The following is a 17,776-nucleotide window of genomic DNA, read 5'->3' on the forward strand; positions in this document are numbered from 1 at the left end:
GCATCCCCAAAGGAGGAGCTATGCACAGAAGAAGGCTCGGTAAGGCGCTGGGAACCTTCATGGCAGCGTCTGCCATGCTGGCGCTGCCCATGGGCAGCGCGCAGGCGTACAACCCAGCGGGAGGGATCCTTTACCAGCTCGGGAACGAGCCGTGCCTGAAGGGGCGGGGCAACTGCGCGATCTACGCGAAGTCGGCGCAGCTGCCGGGCGGGCGTCTCGTCGCGTCGTTCGAGAAGGCCACGGTCGTGCCGGAGACGGGAAGCGCCGACGGAGAGACTCTCCCGGTCTACAAGAGCGACGACTACGGATCGTCGTGGCAGCCGCTGTCCGAGGTCAAGGCTCCGGCGTACCTCTCCCGCGATCCCCGCTACGCCAAGTACAAGAGCAACTGGGGGGCACCGTTCCTCTACGCGCTTCCTCAGGACGTCGGCGAGCTCAAAGCGGGCACGCTGCTCCTCGCCAGCGTCGTGACGGGCGACGACCACTACTACCTCGAGCACAAGGCGGCCGACCCGAACTGGACGCCGTCCAACGACGGTGACCGCAGCGACATGGCGATGGCCCTGTACTCCAGCACCGACGAAGGCGTGACGTGGAAGGTCGTCAACGTCATCGCCACAGGCGGCTGGCAGGGCGGCAGCGCGGGCGCGATCGGTAAGAACGTCGCCGCCGCAAACACGTACAAGCAGGTGGATCCCCTCTGGGAGCCGTACCTGATGGTCCACAAGGGCCAGCTCGTCTGCTACTACTCCGACGAGAACGACTACATCGGCTTCGACCCGGTCACCGGCGTGCCGACACTGGACCCCGAGAACGACACTGCCACGGATTCGCACGGCCAGATTCTCGTCCACAAGACCTGGGACGGCCGAAGCTCGAAGTGGAGCGACCCCGTCGTCGACGTCGCGGGACTGACCCAGGACATGGGCGGCGGCAAAACGGAGATCGGAGGCGGACGGCCCGGCATGACGAACGTCGTCCCGACGACGGATGGCAAGTGGATCCTGCCCTACGAGTACTGGGGCGGCGGAGTCAACACCAGGTACGTCATCGCCGACGACCCCCTGAAGTTCTACGCGGGCTCCGCGGGCAACCCCGTCACCTCACTGCCCGTCGCCGCCGGCTCCCGCCCCCTCGCGACCGGCGGCAGCCCGGTCATCATCAGGCTTCCCGACGGGCGCCTGGTGTACAACGCCGCCGGCAGCGGCAACGTCTGGGTCAATGAGAGCGGGCGCAGCGACGGCGTGTGGAAGGAGTACCAAACGCCCCTGGGAGCCGGCTACACCCGCAACCTGCAGTACGTCGAGGGCACTGGCCGCATCTCGATCCTCCGGCACCAGGGCATATCGGCGATCGCTTACGCCGAGGTCGATCTCGGCCACTCGGAGGGCGCCTACTACCAGCTCGTAAACCGCAAGACCGGCCAGGTGATCGGTACCGGAGGCAAGACCAACGACGCGAACATCGGTAACGGGGACGTCCCCGACGTCCGCCTGGAGGACGCCGGCTCGGCGGCGAACAAGGACACCCAGTACTGGCATGTGATGACCGAGCCGAAGGGCGGCGTGACGCTGCTGAACAAGTCGGGCGGCCGCGCGGCATCCATCTGGACAGGAAACGCGACGGTCGGCCAGCGGATCGGCCAGTGGGTCGACTTCAGCGCCACGGGCAGCTGGAACGTCGTGAAGACCGACGGCGGGTACTACAAGTTCCAGGCCGTCAAGAACACCAATGTGTACCTGACCGGCGCATCCCGTGGAGCGCCGCTGACCTTGCAGAATGCCGTCGCGGACGGCTCGCAGGAGTGGCGGCTCGTCCAGCAGGCTCCGACCTCCGCGGACCTGACGAAGGACAGGAAGTCGAACCACCTGATCGCCGGCATCGTCGAAAAGAACGCCACCGTGTCGCTGAACGCCGCCGCGTCGGATCCCGCGGGCACGGCCTCGCACGCGAACATGAACGGCCGTGTCTACGGGTTCGCGGCCGACGGGAAGGTCACGGACCTCGGCCCGGTCTCCTTCGACGAGTCTCAGAAGGGGAGCGTGACGCTTCCGAAGACTCTCGCAGCCGGGAAGCGGGTCAAGATCGCCGTGGTGTTCGACGACACACCGCTGATGTGGGATTCGGCTTCCGTTCGGGCTACTGCCACCGAACATTGATCTCAGGTGGGGTGAGCCGACGAGTCGGCTCACCCCACCTGGGCCCTGGTAGGACTCCATTAGGTCTCCCTGGCTGGGACCTGTTCAGGAGCATGTTGTGTGTGGGCGCACAGCAAGTGAACCGTATACGGGTCAAGTTGGCGTTGTTCGTAGCGGATCTGTTCGCCTCGCGCACCGCAAGAGGATGAGCGGGCCAAGGGTGACCGCTGTTCGCCCGCAAGGGAAGTCGAGGGGCTGCCGACCAACCGGGTGGACGTTCGACGACCCGTGCGGGCTCGTTCGCGCGCGGCACGGGCAGTAGTGCGCGGGGCAGCAGGACCGGCGCCAGGTCAGACCGGCAGCCGCAGCTCGTGTCGGTCGACGCCCTGGCCGCTCCCCCATACATCGTCGCCATGCTGGATCATGCCCTGCCGGAGCCACGTTGGGCATCCTGAAGACCTGGTGCCGACCTGGAACAGTTGGTTGACGCCGTCACCCGCCTGCTGCGGGTCAATGGCAACGTCTCCGACCGCTTTCAGCTCTCCGTCCCCATATCCTTTGTTGACTTGCGGACCCTGGGGACCGTCGTGACCGGGCACATTGAGGGCTTCGAAGCCGGGAATGAACATCACCGCGCTGTCGATCAAGTCGCCGTCGAAATGGAGCACATCGCAGCCGATGACATCCTCCGCCCTCGTCTCGGTGGGTTGGTTCCACTGGTACATGGCGTAGTCATGGTGGTGCTGGATCGGGGTGGCGACCGAGAATGCGACCTGTGACTGCGCCAAGCGGCCCCGGGAAAGCCACCGCCAAGACGAGGCGGCGGGTGGAGGTGCGGCGACGGCCGCCGGCGGCCCAAGGTTGACGGCCCGTGGATCGCACGGACCGGCGGCACTGCGGATGCCCGTCCCCTGGGGCGAACCAGTTCCGTCACAGGGGCGAACACCGCCATGCCGGGCAAGCTTGCGCCTCACAGCCCGACGATCCAGGCGCACCACTCCGCGTCGGCGCGCCGTCCAGGCAGGTCCAGCACCGTGGAATCCGTCAGGATGAGACCGGTGGCCAAGAAGGATCGCATCTGCATTGGGTCGGCCCCCGTCAGACGCGCGTGGCGGTGGGGTCGATGAACAGGTCGCTCTTCGCCGCCGAGACCACTTCCAGCGACGTTCCGTTAGTGGTCCACCGGGCCACGGCCGGGCCGCGCGCCGTCAACTCGAACGGCAGGGCGGGCATACGGACTGGTTCCATCGTCCAATCTCACTTCCTCAGCGGAATTGGGCAACGAAACGGTTCTCCAGGCCGCACAGAGCTGGCGAGTCCCGGCGCAGTCCGAAGCTGTCGAGGTCGTCACTGGCGCACCGCGCTCCTGAGGAGACGGGTCAGTACGCAAGGGAAGACCGGCACACGGACGGAACCCCCAACACCTCACTCACCGCTCCGGTTCGGCCATTGGCTCGCGGACGACAGCCACGCCTCCCTCGGGGACAGTGACCGAGCCCACGACCGGTTTGCCGGTGAGGAGTTCGAGCCCGTCGGCGGGGATCTCGGCGCCGTGGCCGGCGTGGTCGATCAGGAAGAGGTAGTCGGCATCCGTGCCGCGCCGCCTCACCACCTCGATGCCGGCCGGAACCTCACGCTCCGGGCGCACGCCCGCCTCCTGGCAGATGCGCTCCAGGATCGCGGACAGGGTGGTGGGGTTCGGGTGGGTGGCGAGGTACCAGGCGGTGCCACTGCCGTACGTGTGGCGGGTGATGGCCGGGACGCCCGACAACGGTCCGTCCGCGTACGTGGCGATGGACTCCGCCCCGGCGAGCCGGAGGCGTTCGGTCCACAGGTCGGCGGTCGCGTCCTGCGGGACCTGACCGGCCAGGCCGACCGACTGGCCGGGCAGCAGGGGGAACGGTTCGTCGCCGTGCACTCCGAGGATCTGCCGGAAGGCGCCCGGGTAACCGCCCAGGCGGATGTGACAGTTCTCGTCCACCGCGCCGCTGTGGAAGCCCACGGCCAGGGTGCCGCCGCCCTCGACGAACGCCGCCAGGTTGGCCGCTCCCGCGTCATCGACCAGATACAGGCTCGGGGCGAGGACGAGCTGGTAGCGGTCGAGGTCGGGGGTGTCGGGACGGACGAAGTCGACCGCCACGCCGGCCTTCCACAGCGGTGCGTACCAGTACCTCACCAGGTCCTGGAAGCGGAGTTCACCGCTGGGCTGGGAAGGTTGTTCCATGGCCCAGCGGGCGTTCCAGTCCCAGACGATGGCGGCCCGGGCGGGGCTGGTGCTGCCGCGCACTTCGGCCAACGCCTTGAGGTCCGCGCCGAGTTGGACGACGTCCTGCCAGATCCGGCTGTCCGTGCCCGCGTGCGGCAGCATCGCCGAGTGCCACTGCTCGGCGCCCGCCTTGGCCGCCCGCCACTGGAAGTAGGCGATGCCATCGGCGCCGTGTGCGACATGAGCGAGCGCGTTGCGGCGCATTTCGCCGGGCTGTTTGGCTCGGTTGACGGGCTGCCAGTTGACGGCTCCCGTGGAGTGTTCCATCAGCAGCCAGGGGCCGCCCGCCAGGGAGCGCACCAGGTCGCCGCAGAGCGCGATGTCGACCTCCGACTCCGGGTCGGTGGAGCGCAGATAGTGGTCGTTGGAGACGATGTCCAGCTCGGGGGCCCAGCGCCAGTAGTCCAGGGCCTCGAAGTTGTGCACCACCATGAAGTTGGTGGTGGCGGGGATGTCCGGGGCGGCACGGCGGAGCACGTCACGTTCGGCGGTGAACAGTGAGAGCAGTTCGTCGGAGCAGAAGCGGCGCCAGTCCAGCTGGTGGGTGGGGTTGGGGTCTGCGCCGGTGGGGCGGGGCGGGAGGATCTCGTCCCAGTCGTAGTACCACTGGCTCCAGAAGGTCGTCCCCCAGGCGTGGTTGAGCGCGTCCAGGTCGTTGCCGTACTTCGCCCTCAGCCAGTCCCGGAAGGCGGCCGCGCTGGTGTCGCAGTAGCAGGCGGCGTTGTGGCAGCCGTACTCGTTGTGGACGTGCCACATCGCGACGGCCGGATGCCCGGCGTACCGCTCGGCCAGCGCGCCCGCGATGCGAAGCGCCGCGGTCCGGTAGGCGGGGCTGGACGGGCAGAACGTCTGGCGGCTGCCGTACGACAGCGTGCGGCCGTCGCGGTCGACCGGCAGTGCCTCGGGATGGGCGCGGAAGAACCAGGCGGGCGGGGCGGCCGTCGGAGTTGCGAGGTCGGCGGCGATGCCGTTCTCATGGAGCAGATCCAGGATCTTGTCCATGCGGGAGAAGTCGCAGACGCCCTCGGACGGCTCTAGCAGGGCCCACGAGAAGATCCCGACGCTGACCATGGTCACCCCGGCCTGGCGCATCAGGGCCATGTCCTCGGCCCATACCTCCTCAGGCCACTGTTCGGGGTTGTAGTCGCCGCCGTAGGCGATGCCGGGCAGGCGAAGACAGCGTTCGGTGCTCACTGGTGGTACTCCGGAAGGTGTGGGAGACGAGGAGGAGGCCTGTTTCAGCCCTTGTTGGCGCCGAGCGTGAGGCCGCTGACGAACTGCCGCTGGAGCGCGAAGTACACGATCAGGGTGGGGATCGCGGTGAGCAGGGCGCCGGCGGCGACCAGGTTGGGGTCGGTGAAGTACTGGCCGGAGAGGTTGTTCAGCGCCGAGGTGATCGGCATGTTCTCGCCGGTGGAGATCAGCACCAGGGCCCAGAAGAAGTCGTTGTAGATCCAGATGGACAGCAACGTCGCCAGGGCCGCCATCGCCGGCTTGCACAGCGGCAGCACGATCTGCCAGTACAGCCGCCACACGGAGGCGCCGTCGACGAGCGCGGCCTCGGTCAGCTCGTGCGGCAGCGAGCGCATGTAGTTGGCGAGCACGAACGCGCAGAAGCCGGACTGGAACGCCACGTGGATGAGGACCAGGCCGAGCGCGGAGTCGTACAGCTTGCCGCTCATCGTGATGCCGGGCAGGTCGATGAGCAGGTACAGGCGGTACAGCGGGGTGATGATGACCTGCTGCGGCAGCAGGTTGCCCGCGGTGAAGACCAGCAGCAGGAAGAGGTTGAGGCGGAAGTCGAAGCGGCTGACGTAGAAGGCGACCATGGAGGACAGGAACAGCGTCAGCAGCACCGCCGGGACGGCGATGATCAGGGTGTTCACGAAGTAGTGCGTCATGTCCGACTGGGTGAACGCGTTCGTGAAGTTGTCGAAGCTGAGCTTGTCGGGCCAGGAGACGTAGCCCTTCTCGCTGGTCTCGCCGTAAGGGCGCATGGCCGCGTACAGCGCCCACAGCAGGGGCGCGAGCCACGCCAGTGCCGTGCCGGCGAGGAAGACGTGCAGCAGGATCCGGGCGGGGCGGACGGGGGTGCGCTGCTTTCCGAGCGCGCTCACGGTGCTCACGTGCGCCGCTCCTTCCGGAAGGTCGCGATCAGGTACGGGATGATGATGGCGAGGGAGATGACCAGCAGGACGACGGCGATCGCCGATCCGTACCCGATCCGGCTGGACTCGCCGATGATGTTGTTGGTGACCAGGATCGACAGCAACTCGGTGCCCTGGGCGCCCTTGTTGAAGACGAAGACCAGGTCGAAGCAGCGCAGGGCCTCGATGATGGTGACGACCAGGACGACCGTGTTGGTGGGGCGCAGGGTCGGGAAGATGACGTTCTTGAACGTCTGCCACTCATTCGCGCCGTCCAGCGCGGACGCCTCACGCAGCGAGGGGTCGACGCCCTTCAGGCCGGCCAGGTACAGGATCATCATGTAGCCGGTGTGGCGCCACGATGCGGCGATGAGGACGGACCACAGGTTGAGGTCCGGGTCGCCGATCCAGTCGATGTAGTGGCCGGGCTTGTTGGCCCCGATGAGGCTGTTGATCAGGCCGGTGTCCGGGTTGTAGACGAGCTGCCAGACGAACCCGATGACCGCCATCGACAGCACGACCGGCAGGAAGAACGCGGTCTGGTAGACCCGGCTGAAGCGGATCTTCTTGTCCAGCTGCACGGCCAGGAACAGGCCCATCGGGGTCGGGATCAGGATGAGCACGACGAACCAGATGACGTTGTGCTCGACGGCGGGCCAGAACTGCGGGTTGCTGGTGAACAGTTCACGGAAGTTCTGCAGCCCGACCCACTTGATGGAGTCGAAGCCGATGCCGTCCCAGGTGGTGAAGGCCAGCGCGATCGAGGCGAGGGCCGTGAGCCATACGAGCGCCACGTGCAGGATCGTCGGAACGCCCGCCATCAGGCCCAGCGTGATGCGGTCCCGTCGGGTGAGCAGCCTTCGGTGGCCCGAGGGCACCCGCAGCCGCTTTTTCTGCTGAGCTGTCATGTCATTCGGGGGACCCGGGGGTGGCACGGCGGCCGTCCCCGGGGTGCTGGTGGTGCCGGTCCCGATACCGGTCTTCGATGGCGCGGTCATGCGGCCGCGAAGATGGTCTTCTTCTGGCGTTCGATCGACGCCAGCAGACTGTCGACGCCCTTGGGGTCGCGGACGAACTTCTGCAGCGCGGGCTGCATCACCGTGGAAGTGAAGTCCGGCCGGCTGTCGCGGTCCATGAACTGCGTGAGGTGCTTGGCGCCGGAGATCATCTCGTACGCCTTCTTCTGCAGCGCGGTGTACGAGGAAGTGTCGGCCCTGCTGGAGGCGGCGACGAGACTCGAGTCGGACTTCAGGTAGATCTGCTCGGCCTCCGGCGTGCCCAGGTACTCCAGGAGCTTGTGCGCGCCGGCCTTGTTCTTCGGGGCCTTGGAGAGCATGAAGCCGTCGGTGGGGGCCTCGACGGTGTCCTGGCCGTACGCGGGGTTGATCTCAGGGAAGGCGAAGAAGTCGAGGTCGTCCAGATCGGCCTTGTGGGTGAACTGCTGCGCCACGAAGCTGCCGAACAGGTACATGCCCGCCTTCTTCGATATCAGGGTCTGGGCGGCGTCCTGCCACGTGCGGCCGACGGCGCCGTCCTGGTGATACGGAAGGATCTCGGCCCAGTGGTCGAAGGCGGTGCGCACCTTGGCATCCGTCCAGGACGCCTTGCCGGCCATCAGCTCGACATGGAAGTCGTAACCATTGGTGCGGAAGTTGATGTGGTCGAAGGTGCCCATCGCCGGCCAGGCGTCCTTGTCGCCGAACGCGATCGGGACCAGGCCGTCCTTCTTCATCTGCTTGCACAGGGCGACGAGCTGGTCCCAGGCGGTGGGGACTTCATAGCCGTACTGCCGGAAGACGCTCTTGCGGTAGAAGACCCCCCACAGGGACGTGGAGATCGGCACCAAGTAGTACTTGCCGTCCGCGCCCTTGCTGAGCGCCTTCATCGCGTCGGGGAAGTTCCCGCCGATCTTCTGCCACACGTCGTCGATCGGGGTGACGAGCTTCTTGCCCGCGAAGAACTGCATGCGGTAGCCGGCGAACCAGCTGAACACGTCGTCCGGGGTGCCCTGGAGGTAGGAGTTGATCTGCTCCTGAAACGTGTTGTGGTCCTTCGTGTTCACGTCGACCGTGATCCCGGACTGCTTCTTGAACGCCGAAAAGACCTCGGCGAACGCCTTCTTCGGCACCGCGTCCGACGCGTTCGACCCGAGACTGACCGTCTTCGGGTCCGCGGCGGTACCGCTGCCGCCGCAGGCGCTGAGCAGAGGAATGCCGGCACCGAGGACGGCTGCACCGCCGATACCGCGCAGGACGGTGCGGCGGCTGGCGGCAGGCATAGGCCGACCGAGGGAGGAATGATGCATTTCGACTCCTGACAGGGCGGTCGTACCCAGGCGGCACGTCGACCCGAGGGTGTGACGGGGAAGCGGTCGCCCAAGCGACCAATACTCAACACGATCGAACAAATGCGACCGGCGGCTGTCAGGAAGACTGAACGCATCGGAGAGCCTCTGTCAAGCCCCTCCCGCCGGAGCGCAGGGCCGACCGTCCATGTCGAAAAGTCAGGCACCCCGCAGCCGGACGGGAACGACAACCACCGTCCGTAAGCGGACTCGAGAGTGAGAATCTAGTATCTGACCAGCGCATATAGCCAGGCGAGAGGTGCCCCCTCGCGGCTACGGCACCCCGACAGAACGGCCTCCCTCCGCCGGATCCGATGCCCGTCCGCCGGAATCGATATCGCGGGAACCCTTGACGTACGACCCCGGGCTACGTAGACATGACCACGCGGTCAGATCACGTGGTCATACGATTGGCCTCATTCGATGCAGACGTACGGTCGTCGGGAGACTTCATGGCACCAGTGGTGGGGCGGAGCGAGGGCTCCTCTGTGCCGCGCAGCGCGGACGTGGCCCGGCTGGCCGGGGTGTCGCGCAAGACGGTTTCCCGGGTCCTCAACAACGAGCCCTATGTCTCGGCGGAGGCCCGCAAGAAGGTTCTCGCGGCCGCTGAGGAACTCGGCTACCGGCTGAACCAGGCGGCCAGGACACTGGCGTCCGGGCGCACTGGCTCCATCGGTGTGGTCGCCCTGGGCACCGCCGGGTACGGCACCGCTTCACTGCTCGTGCATATTGAGCGGGCCGTGCGCGACGCGGGTTACGCGCTCCGCGTGGTCAACACTCCGGACGGCGCCCCGGCGGGGATCGCCGGCGCCGTGGAGTCGCTGCTCGAGCAGGGGGTGGACGGCGTCGTCGTCTCCGAACCCATCGTGGAGGGAGAGGTCGGCGTCCGCGTCGACGTCCCCGTCCTCTTCCTGGGGGCACCGCCGGCCTTTACCGCCACCCGCACGGTGACCATGGGTGTGGGCGCCCACGCACTGGCTCGGGCTGCCACCGAGCATCTGCTGGATCTGGGGCACGCGACCGTTCATCATCTCGCCGGCCCGCGACGGTGGTATGCCACCAAGGACCGCATCGAGGGATGGCGGGCGGCGCTCGCGGCGCGGGGCGCGCACGAGCCGCCGCTGCTCAACGGTGACTGGTCGGCCGCCTCCGGCCATGCCGTGGGCCGGGCGCTGGCCTCGGACAGGTCCGTGACCGCGGTCTTCGCGTCGGGCGACGAGATGGCCATCGGGCTCATTCACGCCCTGCGGGAAGGCGGGCGTCGCGTACCGGAGGACATCAGTGTCGTCGGCTTCGACGGCAACCCGGTTTTCGCCTACGTCTCTCCTCCCCTGACCACCGTGCGCCAGCCCTTCGAGGCCGCGGCCCGGGAAGGCATCCGCCTTCTCGTGCACGCGATCGAGAAGCCCGGCACCGACCTACCGCAGGCGAGCGACCCACCGGTCGAACTCATCGTCCGCGGCTCGACCGCGCCCCCGCCGCCTCACCCTGACACAGCGGGCCGGCGCACCACGTGAGAGCACCCCGGCAGCAGCAGGGAGCGCACCCGCACCCCCCGGCAATGCTTTGCCACTCACACCGACTGTCCCGCCGAGAGGCCGACCGGTCCGATCCCGCGCCGTCGCAGTTCTCCTACGCGGTGGACGCGTCCTCCGGGCTCGCCCCTTCCTACTCCTTCCCTGCGCGCTGTCACGCTGTTGGGTGGGTAGGTGCCTGATGGTGCGTCGTGGCGTGGTGGAGCCCGGTTTCCGGGCTGTGTGCGGGCATCAGATGGCGGCTGAGTGGGAAGTGGGACGAGATGCCGCTGAACGCGGACAGAAACCGCTGTGCTCCGCCGCGGCACCGTGCGGGTCTTCTTCGGGAGGCGGCGCAAGAAGCGCCTGGGATGTCCAGGACGTTGCCGTCCTGGTCGACGGACCGCCACAGGTACTTCTGTTCCCGTTGATCTTGATGAAGACCTCGTCCAGGTGCCATTTGTCACCAGGCCGAGGCTGCCGGCGGCGCAGCGCGCCTGCGTATTGCTGCCCGAACTGGCGCACCAGCGGCGCACCGTCTCGTAGGAGACGACGATCCCGCTCGAGTATGAGCTCCTCGACCTCCCGGAACGACAGCGGGAAGCGGTGGTACAGCCACACACAGTGGGAGAAGACCTCGACCGGGTACCGGTGCCCCTTATACGACAGCGACGCGCTCCCCACGAACGACCCTTCCCGGGCTCATCAACCAGAAGATCATCCCACCGGTCAGCCAACGTGACAGTGCCGACAGGCCCCCAGGTCGGATTTTCTCGCGCCAGGCGCTGAATGAGCGCCGCAGTTTCCTCCGCCAGCGGTGGCCGGCCGGGTCCCGTTGGGCTCTGGCGCCCTTTCCAGCGCACGAGGCGGCGGTGCCAGTTCAGCAGTGTGCCCGGGGTGACCAGTCGATGGCGGCGTAGGGCGGATGGCAGGTGCCGTGCGAGAGCGGAGAGCAAGCTTCTGGCTCACGTCTGGTGTACGGTGCGGGCTGAAGTCGGCCTGCCCAACCGGGGAGCGGAGCCACGGCCGGCGGCTTCAGGTGGGAGATGACGTGCAGCGCAGCGACGGCATACCAGTGCCCTCGTCCTTCTCGGGGATCGCGTCGAACCGCGCCATGGGCGGGTTTGTGCACGCCATGAGCGGCGGTTCCCGGCTCCAGGCCTGGCAGAACAAACAGCTTGTGATCGTCGTGTACGAGCAGGGCAGCGTGGTCGGCCTCGCCAATGACCCGGCCCCCTTCCACTTCCGATACGACGAGGTGAGCAGCTTTACCCAGGACGTGGTGAAGCGATACGTCAACCAGAGCTACCGAGGCATATCCACCACCTGTTGGATCGGCCTCAATGATGGCCGCAGTCACCGGTTCCAGGGCCAGTCCACTCGGACGGAGCGCAATGTCGTCGACGATTTCCGCCAGCTTGTCGACCCGAGGATCGCCGCAGCCCAATTCCCCGGAATGCTGGCGATGATGCGCCAAGGACAGGCTGTGGCCTTCGGCGCCTATGTCCTGGAGCCGGGTGCGCTCACCACCGGGACCGGCCGCAAGCACAAGCGGCTGCCCTGGGCCCAGGTCGAACAAGTCACCTTGGAGCGCGGCCTCGTCAAGGTGACCGAGCGGGGGCGACGCCGCGCCTGGGCCACCGCGAGCACCTCTGCCGTCCCCAACCTCACCGCGTTCTTCAACCTGGTGCGCGAAGCGCAGGCAGGTCGCTGAACGCCCCCTGGTCCGAGCGGTGGTGACGGGCCGGCTGGAGTTTCGTCGTCCATCGGCACCGCCACCCCGGGCACCGGCTGCAGCACCCAGGCCGCCGGGCGGATCCACTGCACCGCGGCCGCGGGCCCAACGCCTGAGGTTCCGGAGGAAGTAATGCCAGGTGGGTAGTCAGTACTCGAAGCGGAATTCGGAGGAGTTCAAGCGGGACGCGATCGCGTTGGCCCACTCCTCCAACAAGACGATCAAGGAGGTCGCGCGGGACGGGGCTTGCCCCTGGATCTTGGACACCCGAGACACTTGGATCTTGAGTCCAGGAGAACGGATGTCCCGTGGTCATGAAGCACCATCCGCCGAAGTTCAAGGCGGACGCGGTCGCGTTGTACGAGTCGCGGCCGGCAGCGACGATCAGGTCGGCCGCCGCTGATCTGAGGGTGACCCCGGAGACGTTGCGGAACTGGGTCCGGGCGGCCGGAGCGAGTCGGCCATGGGGACGCCGGGCGGAGGCGTCCGCCGAGCCGCCCACGGCACTGGAGGCGGAGAACGCGGCCCTGCGCAGGAAGGTCCGTGAGCTGGAGGAGGAACGCGAGAACATCAAGTCAGGCAGTAGTTAATTGACGGCTCCTGAACCGCTTCCAGTTCGTCGCCGACCATCAGCGCCGTTACGGCGTGAAGCGGCTGTGCGCCATCCTGGGCATCGCCCGCTCCAGCTTCTACCACTGGCGCCGCACCGCCGCAGACCGGGCCGCCCGGCAGGCGGCCGACGCCCGGCTGGCCGCCCGGATACGGGCCGTGCACCACGAGTCGGACGGCACCTACGGGGTCCCCAGGATCACCGCCGAGCTCCGCGACGGCGGCGAGCGGGTCAACCACAAGCGGATCGCGCGCGTGATGCGGAGCATCGGCCTGGCGGGCGTGCGGCTGCGTCGCAGGCACCGCACCACGATCCCGGACCCGGCCGCGACGAAGGCCCCGGATCTGATCGGCCGCGACTTCACCGCGAGTGAACCGAACACGAAGTACGTCGGCGACATCACCTACCTCCCTATGGACGGCGGGAAGTTCCTCTCCCTGGCTACCGTCATCGACCTCGCCTCACGCCGCCTCGTCGGCTGGACGATCGCGGATCACATGCGCACCGATCTCGTCATCGCCGCCCTGGCCGCCGCCGAACGCACCCGCGGCAGCCTCGCTGGAGCGGTCATGCACACCGACCACGGCGCCCAGTACACCAGCCGGGCGTTCGCCGACGCCTGCCAGTGCCGGCGTCCGTCAGTCCATGAACGCGATCGGCAGTTCGGCGGACAACGCGCTCGCCGAGTCCTTCAACGCGACGTTCACACGCGAGGCGCTACAGGATCGCAAGCACTGATCCAGCGAGCGCGAAGCCCGCCTCGACGCGTTCCGCTGGCTGCACCGCTACAACACCCGACGCCGTCACTCCCGCCTCGGACACCGCAGCCCGATCACTTACGAGACAGCGTCCGAAACAACATCAACTACGCTGGCGCCAGCCGCATAACCCGTGTCCAGACTTCAGGGCCAAGGCCCGTGCACGCCTGGACCGGGTTCCTGGACACCTTCGTGCACCTGGGCGATGGCAGAACCCGTATGAAGGACCTGACCACCTCGGTCGTCGCCCTGCTCGTGTCGGAGGCGTGCAACATCGGCATGACCCCGGTCATCAACCCGAACCACGAGGCCCTGACCCGCTCCCGGCTGGTCCACGTCGACCAGTACTACCTGCGCGCCGACACCATCGCCGCGGCGAACGCCGCCCTGATCGCCGCTCAGGCCGAGGTGCCCATCGTTCAGCACTGGGGCAAGGGCCTGCTCGCCTCCGTCGACGGCCTGCGCTTCGTCGTCCCTGTCCGCACCGTCAACGCCTCGCCCTCACCCAAGTACTTCGCGAAGAAGATCGGCATCACCTGGCTGAACGCCATCAACGACCAGGTCATCGGGATCGTGCAGATGGTGGTGCCCGGCACCCCGCGCGACTCCCTGTTCATCCTCGACGCCCTGCTGAACCTGGACGGCGGAGTGAAGCCGGAGATGGTCGCCACCGACAACGCCTCCTACTCCGACATGGTCTTCGGCATCTTCAAGCTGCTCGGCCACCGCTTCTCCCCGCGCTTCAAGGACCTCGATGACCAGCGGTTCTGGAAGGCCCAGATGCCCGGCGCCGAGGCGGCGGGCAGGTACGGGCCGCTGGAGGCGATCGCGCGGAACAAGGTGAACGTGAACAAGGTGATCACGCACTGGCGGGACATGTTGCGGGTCGCCGGCTCCCTGGTCACCAACCAGGTCCGCGCCTACGACCTGCTGCAGATGTTCGGCCGCGAGGGGCATCCCACCCCGCTGGGGCAGGCGTTCGCCGAGTACGGACGCATCGCCAAGACCCTGCACCTGCTCGCCGTCGTCGACCCGGTCGACGACACCTACCGCCGCCAGATGCACAAGCAGCTCACCGTCCAGGAATCCCGCCACAAGCTCGCCCGTGACATCTGCCACGATAAGAAGGGCACCATCCACCAGGCATACAGGGACGGGATGGAGGACCAGCTCGGCTCGCTCGGCCTGGTCCTGAACGCCGTGGTGCTGTGGACGACGCGGTACATCGACGCCGCAGTCGCCAGCTGCGCGCCGAAGGCCACGAGATCAAGGACGAGGACGTGACCCGGCTGTCCCCGCTCAAGCACAAGGCCGGCGCGCTGAGCCTCCGTTGCCACTGGAGGGCAGCTGACAGGGCGTCGGGTGCGCTGTCGCGGGAAGCGAGTGCGCTCCGGGTGACCTGCCTGCGAACGTCCGGACGTGTCCGGATCGAGCAGGAATCGAGAAGCGCAGCTCACGGAGTCGCGTCTAGCCTGCTCGCCATGGACATCACCATTCACACGACCTCTCTGCCGCACGACGACCCGGACGCGTCGCTCGCCTTCTACCGCGACGTCCTCGGCTTCGAGGTCCGCAGCGATGTCGGGCAAGGCAGGATGCGCTGGATCACGGTCGGCCCGGCCGGTCAGCCCGGCACGTCGATCCTTCTGGCCCCACCTGCCGCCGATCCCGGCATCACGGAGGATGAGCGCCGCACCATCACCGAGATGATGGCCAAGGGCACCTACGGCTGGATCCTGCTGGCCACCCCGGACCTCGACGCCACGTTCGAGAAGGTACAGGCCGGTGACACCGAGATCGTCCAGGAGCCGACCGAGCAGCCGTACGGCATCCGCGACTGCGCCTTCCGCGACCCCGCGGGCAACCTGGTCCGTATCCAGGAGCTGCGCTGAACCCTGCGGGTATCGGTGCGGCTATGCGGGCCGACATCGCGACCGCCCATAAGGAGCACGGCGGCGCACCAGAGCGGAGGTGCCTGCCCTGCCGGCCGCTCGCCAGGGCCGCGTCCGGAGCCTCGTTGAACCGGCCATGAGCCCGGACTCCGCCCCCCGCTGTCCGGCGGTTGCTCGCCCGGCAGGTCGAGTCCGACGGGCCGGTCCACACCACCGAGCGTCTGGGGTGCGCGCCGAGGCCGGCACCCCAGACGCTCGAAGACGTCGATGGCATTGGAAGATGAACGACAAAGGGGAGGGTTTTCATGTGTAAGCCTGAATGGCGGCGTGCACGCGCCCAGGCGCAGCGCCTGGACGATCTCGCGCGGCTGCGCCGCGTCCGCGACCGAATCGACAGGGAGTACGCGCAGCCGCTGAACGTGGAGGCGCTCGCTCGCGATGCGCACATGTCCGCCGGGCACTTGAGTCGGCAGTTCCGGGCCGCCTACGGTGAGTCGCCGTACGCGTATCTGATGACGCGTCGCATCGAGCGAGCGACGGCGCTGCTGCGGCGGGGCGATCTCAGCGTCACCGAGGTCTGCTACGCGGTCGGCTGCGCGTCGCTGGGCACGTTCACCACCCGCTTCACCGAGCTGGTCGGCGTGCCTCCCGGGGCCTTCCGGCGCCAGGCGGCAGATGCTGCGTCCGACTCTGCCGATGCCGCGGATGCGGCCCGTGACGCGGGCTCGGCGATCACGGTGGAGGGGATGCCCGCGTGCGTGGCCAAGCAAGTGGCGAGACCGGTCAGGAATCGAGAAGCCCAGACCACCGCCCAGCCCCTAGCGTGATGGACATGGCAACCACCACTTCCACCACAGCCCACACGATCCTCGCGTCCGTCACCCTTGAGGTAGCCGACCCCGAGGCCGCCCGCCGCTTCTACGGCGCCTTCGGCGTGGACACGTACATACGCCTGCGGGCGTCCGAGGCGCACTCGACTGGATTTCGCGGCTTCACCCTGGCGCTCACGGTGTCCGGGCCGGCCACCGTCGACGGCTTCGTCGCCGCCGCCGTGGACGCCGGTGCCGCCGTGCTGAAGCCCGCCACGAAGTCGCTGTGGGGTTACGGCGGCGTCGTCCAGGCCCCGGACGGGACGATCTGGAAGATCGCGACCTCGGCGAAGAAGGACACCGGCCCCGCCACCCGCGAGATCGACGAGGTCGTCCTGCTGCTCGGTGTCGAGGACGTGAAGGCTACCAAGCAGTTCTACATAGGCCGGGGCCTGACCGTGGCCAAGAGCTTTGGCGGCAAGTACGCCGAGTTCGCCCCCGGTCAGTCCAGCCCCGTCAAGCTGGCGCTGTACAAGCGCCGCGCGCTGGCCAAGGACCTCGGCGTCCCCGCCGACGGCACCGGCTCGCACCACATCGTCCTCGGCAGCACCGGCGACGCCTTCACCGACCCGGACGGCTTCGTCTGGGAGGCCGCCGCGCCGCCCGCTCCCACACCGTCCTGACTTCCGATTCTGTACTTCCGCACCGCCGTGTCTCACCTTGTACGAGAGGAAATCTGCTATGCCGTCCACGAAGTCGCCCGCCGAGAACTCCGGCACGACCGCCGAGAAGTACGACGGATTCACCGCCGAGGAGCGGGCCGCGATGAAGGAGCACGCACGCGAGCAGAAGAAGACGGCGGCGCGGCGTGGTTCGTCCCGGGCGGAGAAGGAGGCGGCAGCGGAGCAGGACGTACTCGCGAAGATCGCCGAGATGCCGGAAGCGGACCGGGTCCTCGCCGAGCGGATCCACGAGATCGTCAAGACCGCCGCTCCCGACCTCGCGCCCAAGCTCTGGTACGGAATGCCCGCGTACGCCAGGGACGGCAAGGTCGTCTGCCACTTCCAGAGCGCGGAGAAGTTCAAGTCGCGGTACGCCACGCTCGGCTTCAGCGACCAGGCGGCACTCGACGAGGGCGCGATGTGGCCGACCGCCTACGCCCTGAAAGAGCTGACCGCGGCCGACGAACAGCTCATCAGCGCCCTCGTGAAGAAGGCTGTGGGCTGAGGCGTTAGGGGGCGGGACCGACGGCGAAAGTGACCGAGCCGTTGGGGACCAGCGGGCCAAGGGCGACTGCTACCTGCGGGGGCTGATGACGGACGGTCGCCGCAAGTCGATCCAGGCCATGGCCGCTCGCCTGCCGGACGGCAACGAGCAGAACCTGCAGCAGTTCGTGAACCAGTCCACATGGGATCCGGTGCCGGTGCGCCGGCGGATCGCCGAGCGGATGGTGCCGCAGATCGGCCCAAACGCCTGGGCGGTCGATGACGTGTCGTTCCCCAAGGACGGAAGGATGTCGGTCGGCGTCGCCCACCAGTACTGCGGTGCGCTGGGCAAGCAGGC

13 protein-coding genes and 4 pseudogenes are annotated in these 17,776 nt (G+C 67.8%); 10 read left to right on the forward strand and 7 right to left on the reverse strand.

What is annotated here, in order from left to right:
• Positions 1–20 precede the first annotated feature (20 nt).
• Positions 21–1,820 (forward strand): annotated as a pseudogene (locus PV419_RS50545) (RICIN domain-containing protein); the annotation flags it as partial.
• Between the two features lie 668 nt (positions 1,821–2,488).
• Here the strand turns inward: PV419_RS50545 and PV419_RS50550 are convergent.
• From PV419_RS50550 to PV419_RS50575, 6 genes are all read right to left on the reverse strand, one after another.
• Positions 2,489–2,926: a hypothetical protein gene (locus PV419_RS50550; RefSeq protein WP_319700838.1), complete on the reverse strand. Its 438-nt coding sequence runs from the start codon at positions 2,924–2,926 to the stop codon at positions 2,489–2,491.
• 310 nt (positions 2,927–3,236) lie between these two features.
• Entirely contained in the window at positions 3,237–3,386 is a 150-nt protein-coding gene (locus tag PV419_RS50555) for a hypothetical protein (protein WP_319700839.1), read from the reverse strand.
• 181 nt (positions 3,387–3,567) lie between these two features.
• The gene (locus tag PV419_RS50560) at positions 3,568–5,598 is read right to left on the reverse strand and encodes a beta-galactosidase (protein WP_319700840.1); all 2,031 of its coding nucleotides are present in this window, start codon (positions 5,596–5,598) and stop codon (positions 3,568–3,570) included.
• A gap of 44 nt (positions 5,599–5,642) precedes the next feature.
• Entirely contained in the window at positions 5,643–6,530 is an 888-nt protein-coding gene (locus PV419_RS50565; RefSeq protein WP_319700841.1) for a carbohydrate ABC transporter permease, read from the reverse strand.
• Positions 6,527–7,549 (reverse strand): sugar ABC transporter permease, encoded by a 1,023-nt coding sequence (locus PV419_RS50570; protein WP_319700842.1) that lies wholly within the window; start codon positions 7,547–7,549, stop codon positions 6,527–6,529. The genes PV419_RS50565 and PV419_RS50570 overlap by 4 nt, the downstream gene beginning before the upstream one ends.
• On the reverse strand, positions 7,546–8,856 hold the full coding sequence (locus tag PV419_RS50575; RefSeq protein ID WP_415925552.1) for an ABC transporter substrate-binding protein: 1,311 nt from the start codon (positions 8,854–8,856) through the stop codon (positions 7,546–7,548). Before PV419_RS50575 ends, PV419_RS50570 begins: the two co-directional genes overlap by 4 nt.
• 491 nt (positions 8,857–9,347) lie before the next feature.
• Between PV419_RS50575 and PV419_RS50580 the strand changes: the two genes are divergently transcribed.
• Positions 9,348–10,412, forward strand: a complete 1,065-nt coding sequence (locus PV419_RS50580; protein ID WP_319700844.1) for a LacI family DNA-binding transcriptional regulator — start codon at positions 9,348–9,350, stop codon at positions 10,410–10,412.
• Between the two features lie 238 nt (positions 10,413–10,650).
• On the opposite strand, the pseudogene PV419_RS50585 reads toward PV419_RS50580, so the two are convergent.
• Positions 10,651–11,093: pseudogene (locus tag PV419_RS50585) on the reverse strand (IS6 family transposase); the annotation flags it as partial.
• A gap of 367 nt (positions 11,094–11,460) precedes the next feature.
• Here PV419_RS50585 and PV419_RS50590 point away from each other — a divergent pair.
• The 8 genes and pseudogenes from PV419_RS50590 to PV419_RS50625 form a co-directional block, all read left to right on the forward strand.
• Positions 11,461–12,123, forward strand: a complete 663-nt coding sequence (locus PV419_RS50590) for a DUF6585 family protein (protein WP_319700845.1) — start codon at positions 11,461–11,463, stop codon at positions 12,121–12,123.
• A gap of 329 nt (positions 12,124–12,452) precedes the next feature.
• Positions 12,453–13,642: pseudogene (locus PV419_RS50595) on the forward strand (IS3 family transposase).
• A gap of 89 nt (positions 13,643–13,731) precedes the next feature.
• A pseudogene (locus PV419_RS50600) lies at positions 13,732–14,796 on the forward strand (Tn3 family transposase); the annotation flags it as partial.
• Positions 14,797–14,993: 197 nt separating this feature from the next.
• Positions 14,994–15,404: a VOC family protein gene (locus PV419_RS50605; RefSeq protein ID WP_319700851.1), complete on the forward strand. Its 411-nt coding sequence runs from the start codon at positions 14,994–14,996 to the stop codon at positions 15,402–15,404.
• Between the two features lie 305 nt (positions 15,405–15,709).
• Entirely contained in the window at positions 15,710–16,231 is a 522-nt protein-coding gene (locus PV419_RS50610) for a helix-turn-helix transcriptional regulator (protein ID WP_319700846.1), read from the forward strand.
• On the forward strand, positions 16,231–16,896 hold the full coding sequence (locus PV419_RS50615; protein WP_415925553.1) for a glyoxalase: 666 nt from the start codon (positions 16,231–16,233) through the stop codon (positions 16,894–16,896). The genes PV419_RS50610 and PV419_RS50615 overlap by 1 nt, the downstream gene beginning before the upstream one ends.
• Before the next feature lie 58 nt (positions 16,897–16,954).
• Positions 16,955–17,440 (forward strand): DUF1801 domain-containing protein, encoded by a 486-nt coding sequence (locus tag PV419_RS50620; protein WP_319700848.1) that lies wholly within the window; start codon positions 16,955–16,957, stop codon positions 17,438–17,440.
• Positions 17,430–17,776, forward strand: a 347-nt coding sequence (locus PV419_RS50625) for a transposase (protein ID WP_319700852.1), incomplete at its 3' end; no start/stop codon positions are given. The genes PV419_RS50620 and PV419_RS50625, both read left to right, overlap by 11 nt.

The organism is Streptomyces sp. ME19-01-6, assembly GCF_033793745.1.
Classification (GTDB): domain Bacteria; phylum Actinomycetota; class Actinomycetes; order Streptomycetales; family Streptomycetaceae; genus Streptomyces.

Coding starts and splice junctions, on each gene's coding strand:
- PV419_RS50555 (WP_319700839.1), bottom strand. CDS start 3,386: ATGGAACCAGTCCGTATGCCCGCCCTGCCGTTCGAGTTGACGGCGCGC.
- PV419_RS50570 (WP_319700842.1), bottom strand. CDS start 7,549: ATGACCGCGCCATCGAAGACCGGTATCGGGACCGGCACCACCAGCACC.
- PV419_RS50575 (WP_415925552.1), bottom strand. CDS start 8,856: ATGCATCATTCCTCCCTCGGTCGGCCTATGCCTGCCGCCAGCCGCCGC.
- PV419_RS50580 (WP_319700844.1), top strand. CDS start 9,348: ATGGCACCAGTGGTGGGGCGGAGCGAGGGCTCCTCTGTGCCGCGCAGC.
- PV419_RS50605 (WP_319700851.1), top strand. CDS start 14,994: ATGGACATCACCATTCACACGACCTCTCTGCCGCACGACGACCCGGAC.
- PV419_RS50610 (WP_319700846.1), top strand. CDS start 15,710: ATGTGTAAGCCTGAATGGCGGCGTGCACGCGCCCAGGCGCAGCGCCTG.
- PV419_RS50615 (WP_415925553.1), top strand. CDS start 16,231: ATGGACATGGCAACCACCACTTCCACCACAGCCCACACGATCCTCGCG.
- PV419_RS50620 (WP_319700848.1), top strand. CDS start 16,955: ATGCCGTCCACGAAGTCGCCCGCCGAGAACTCCGGCACGACCGCCGAG.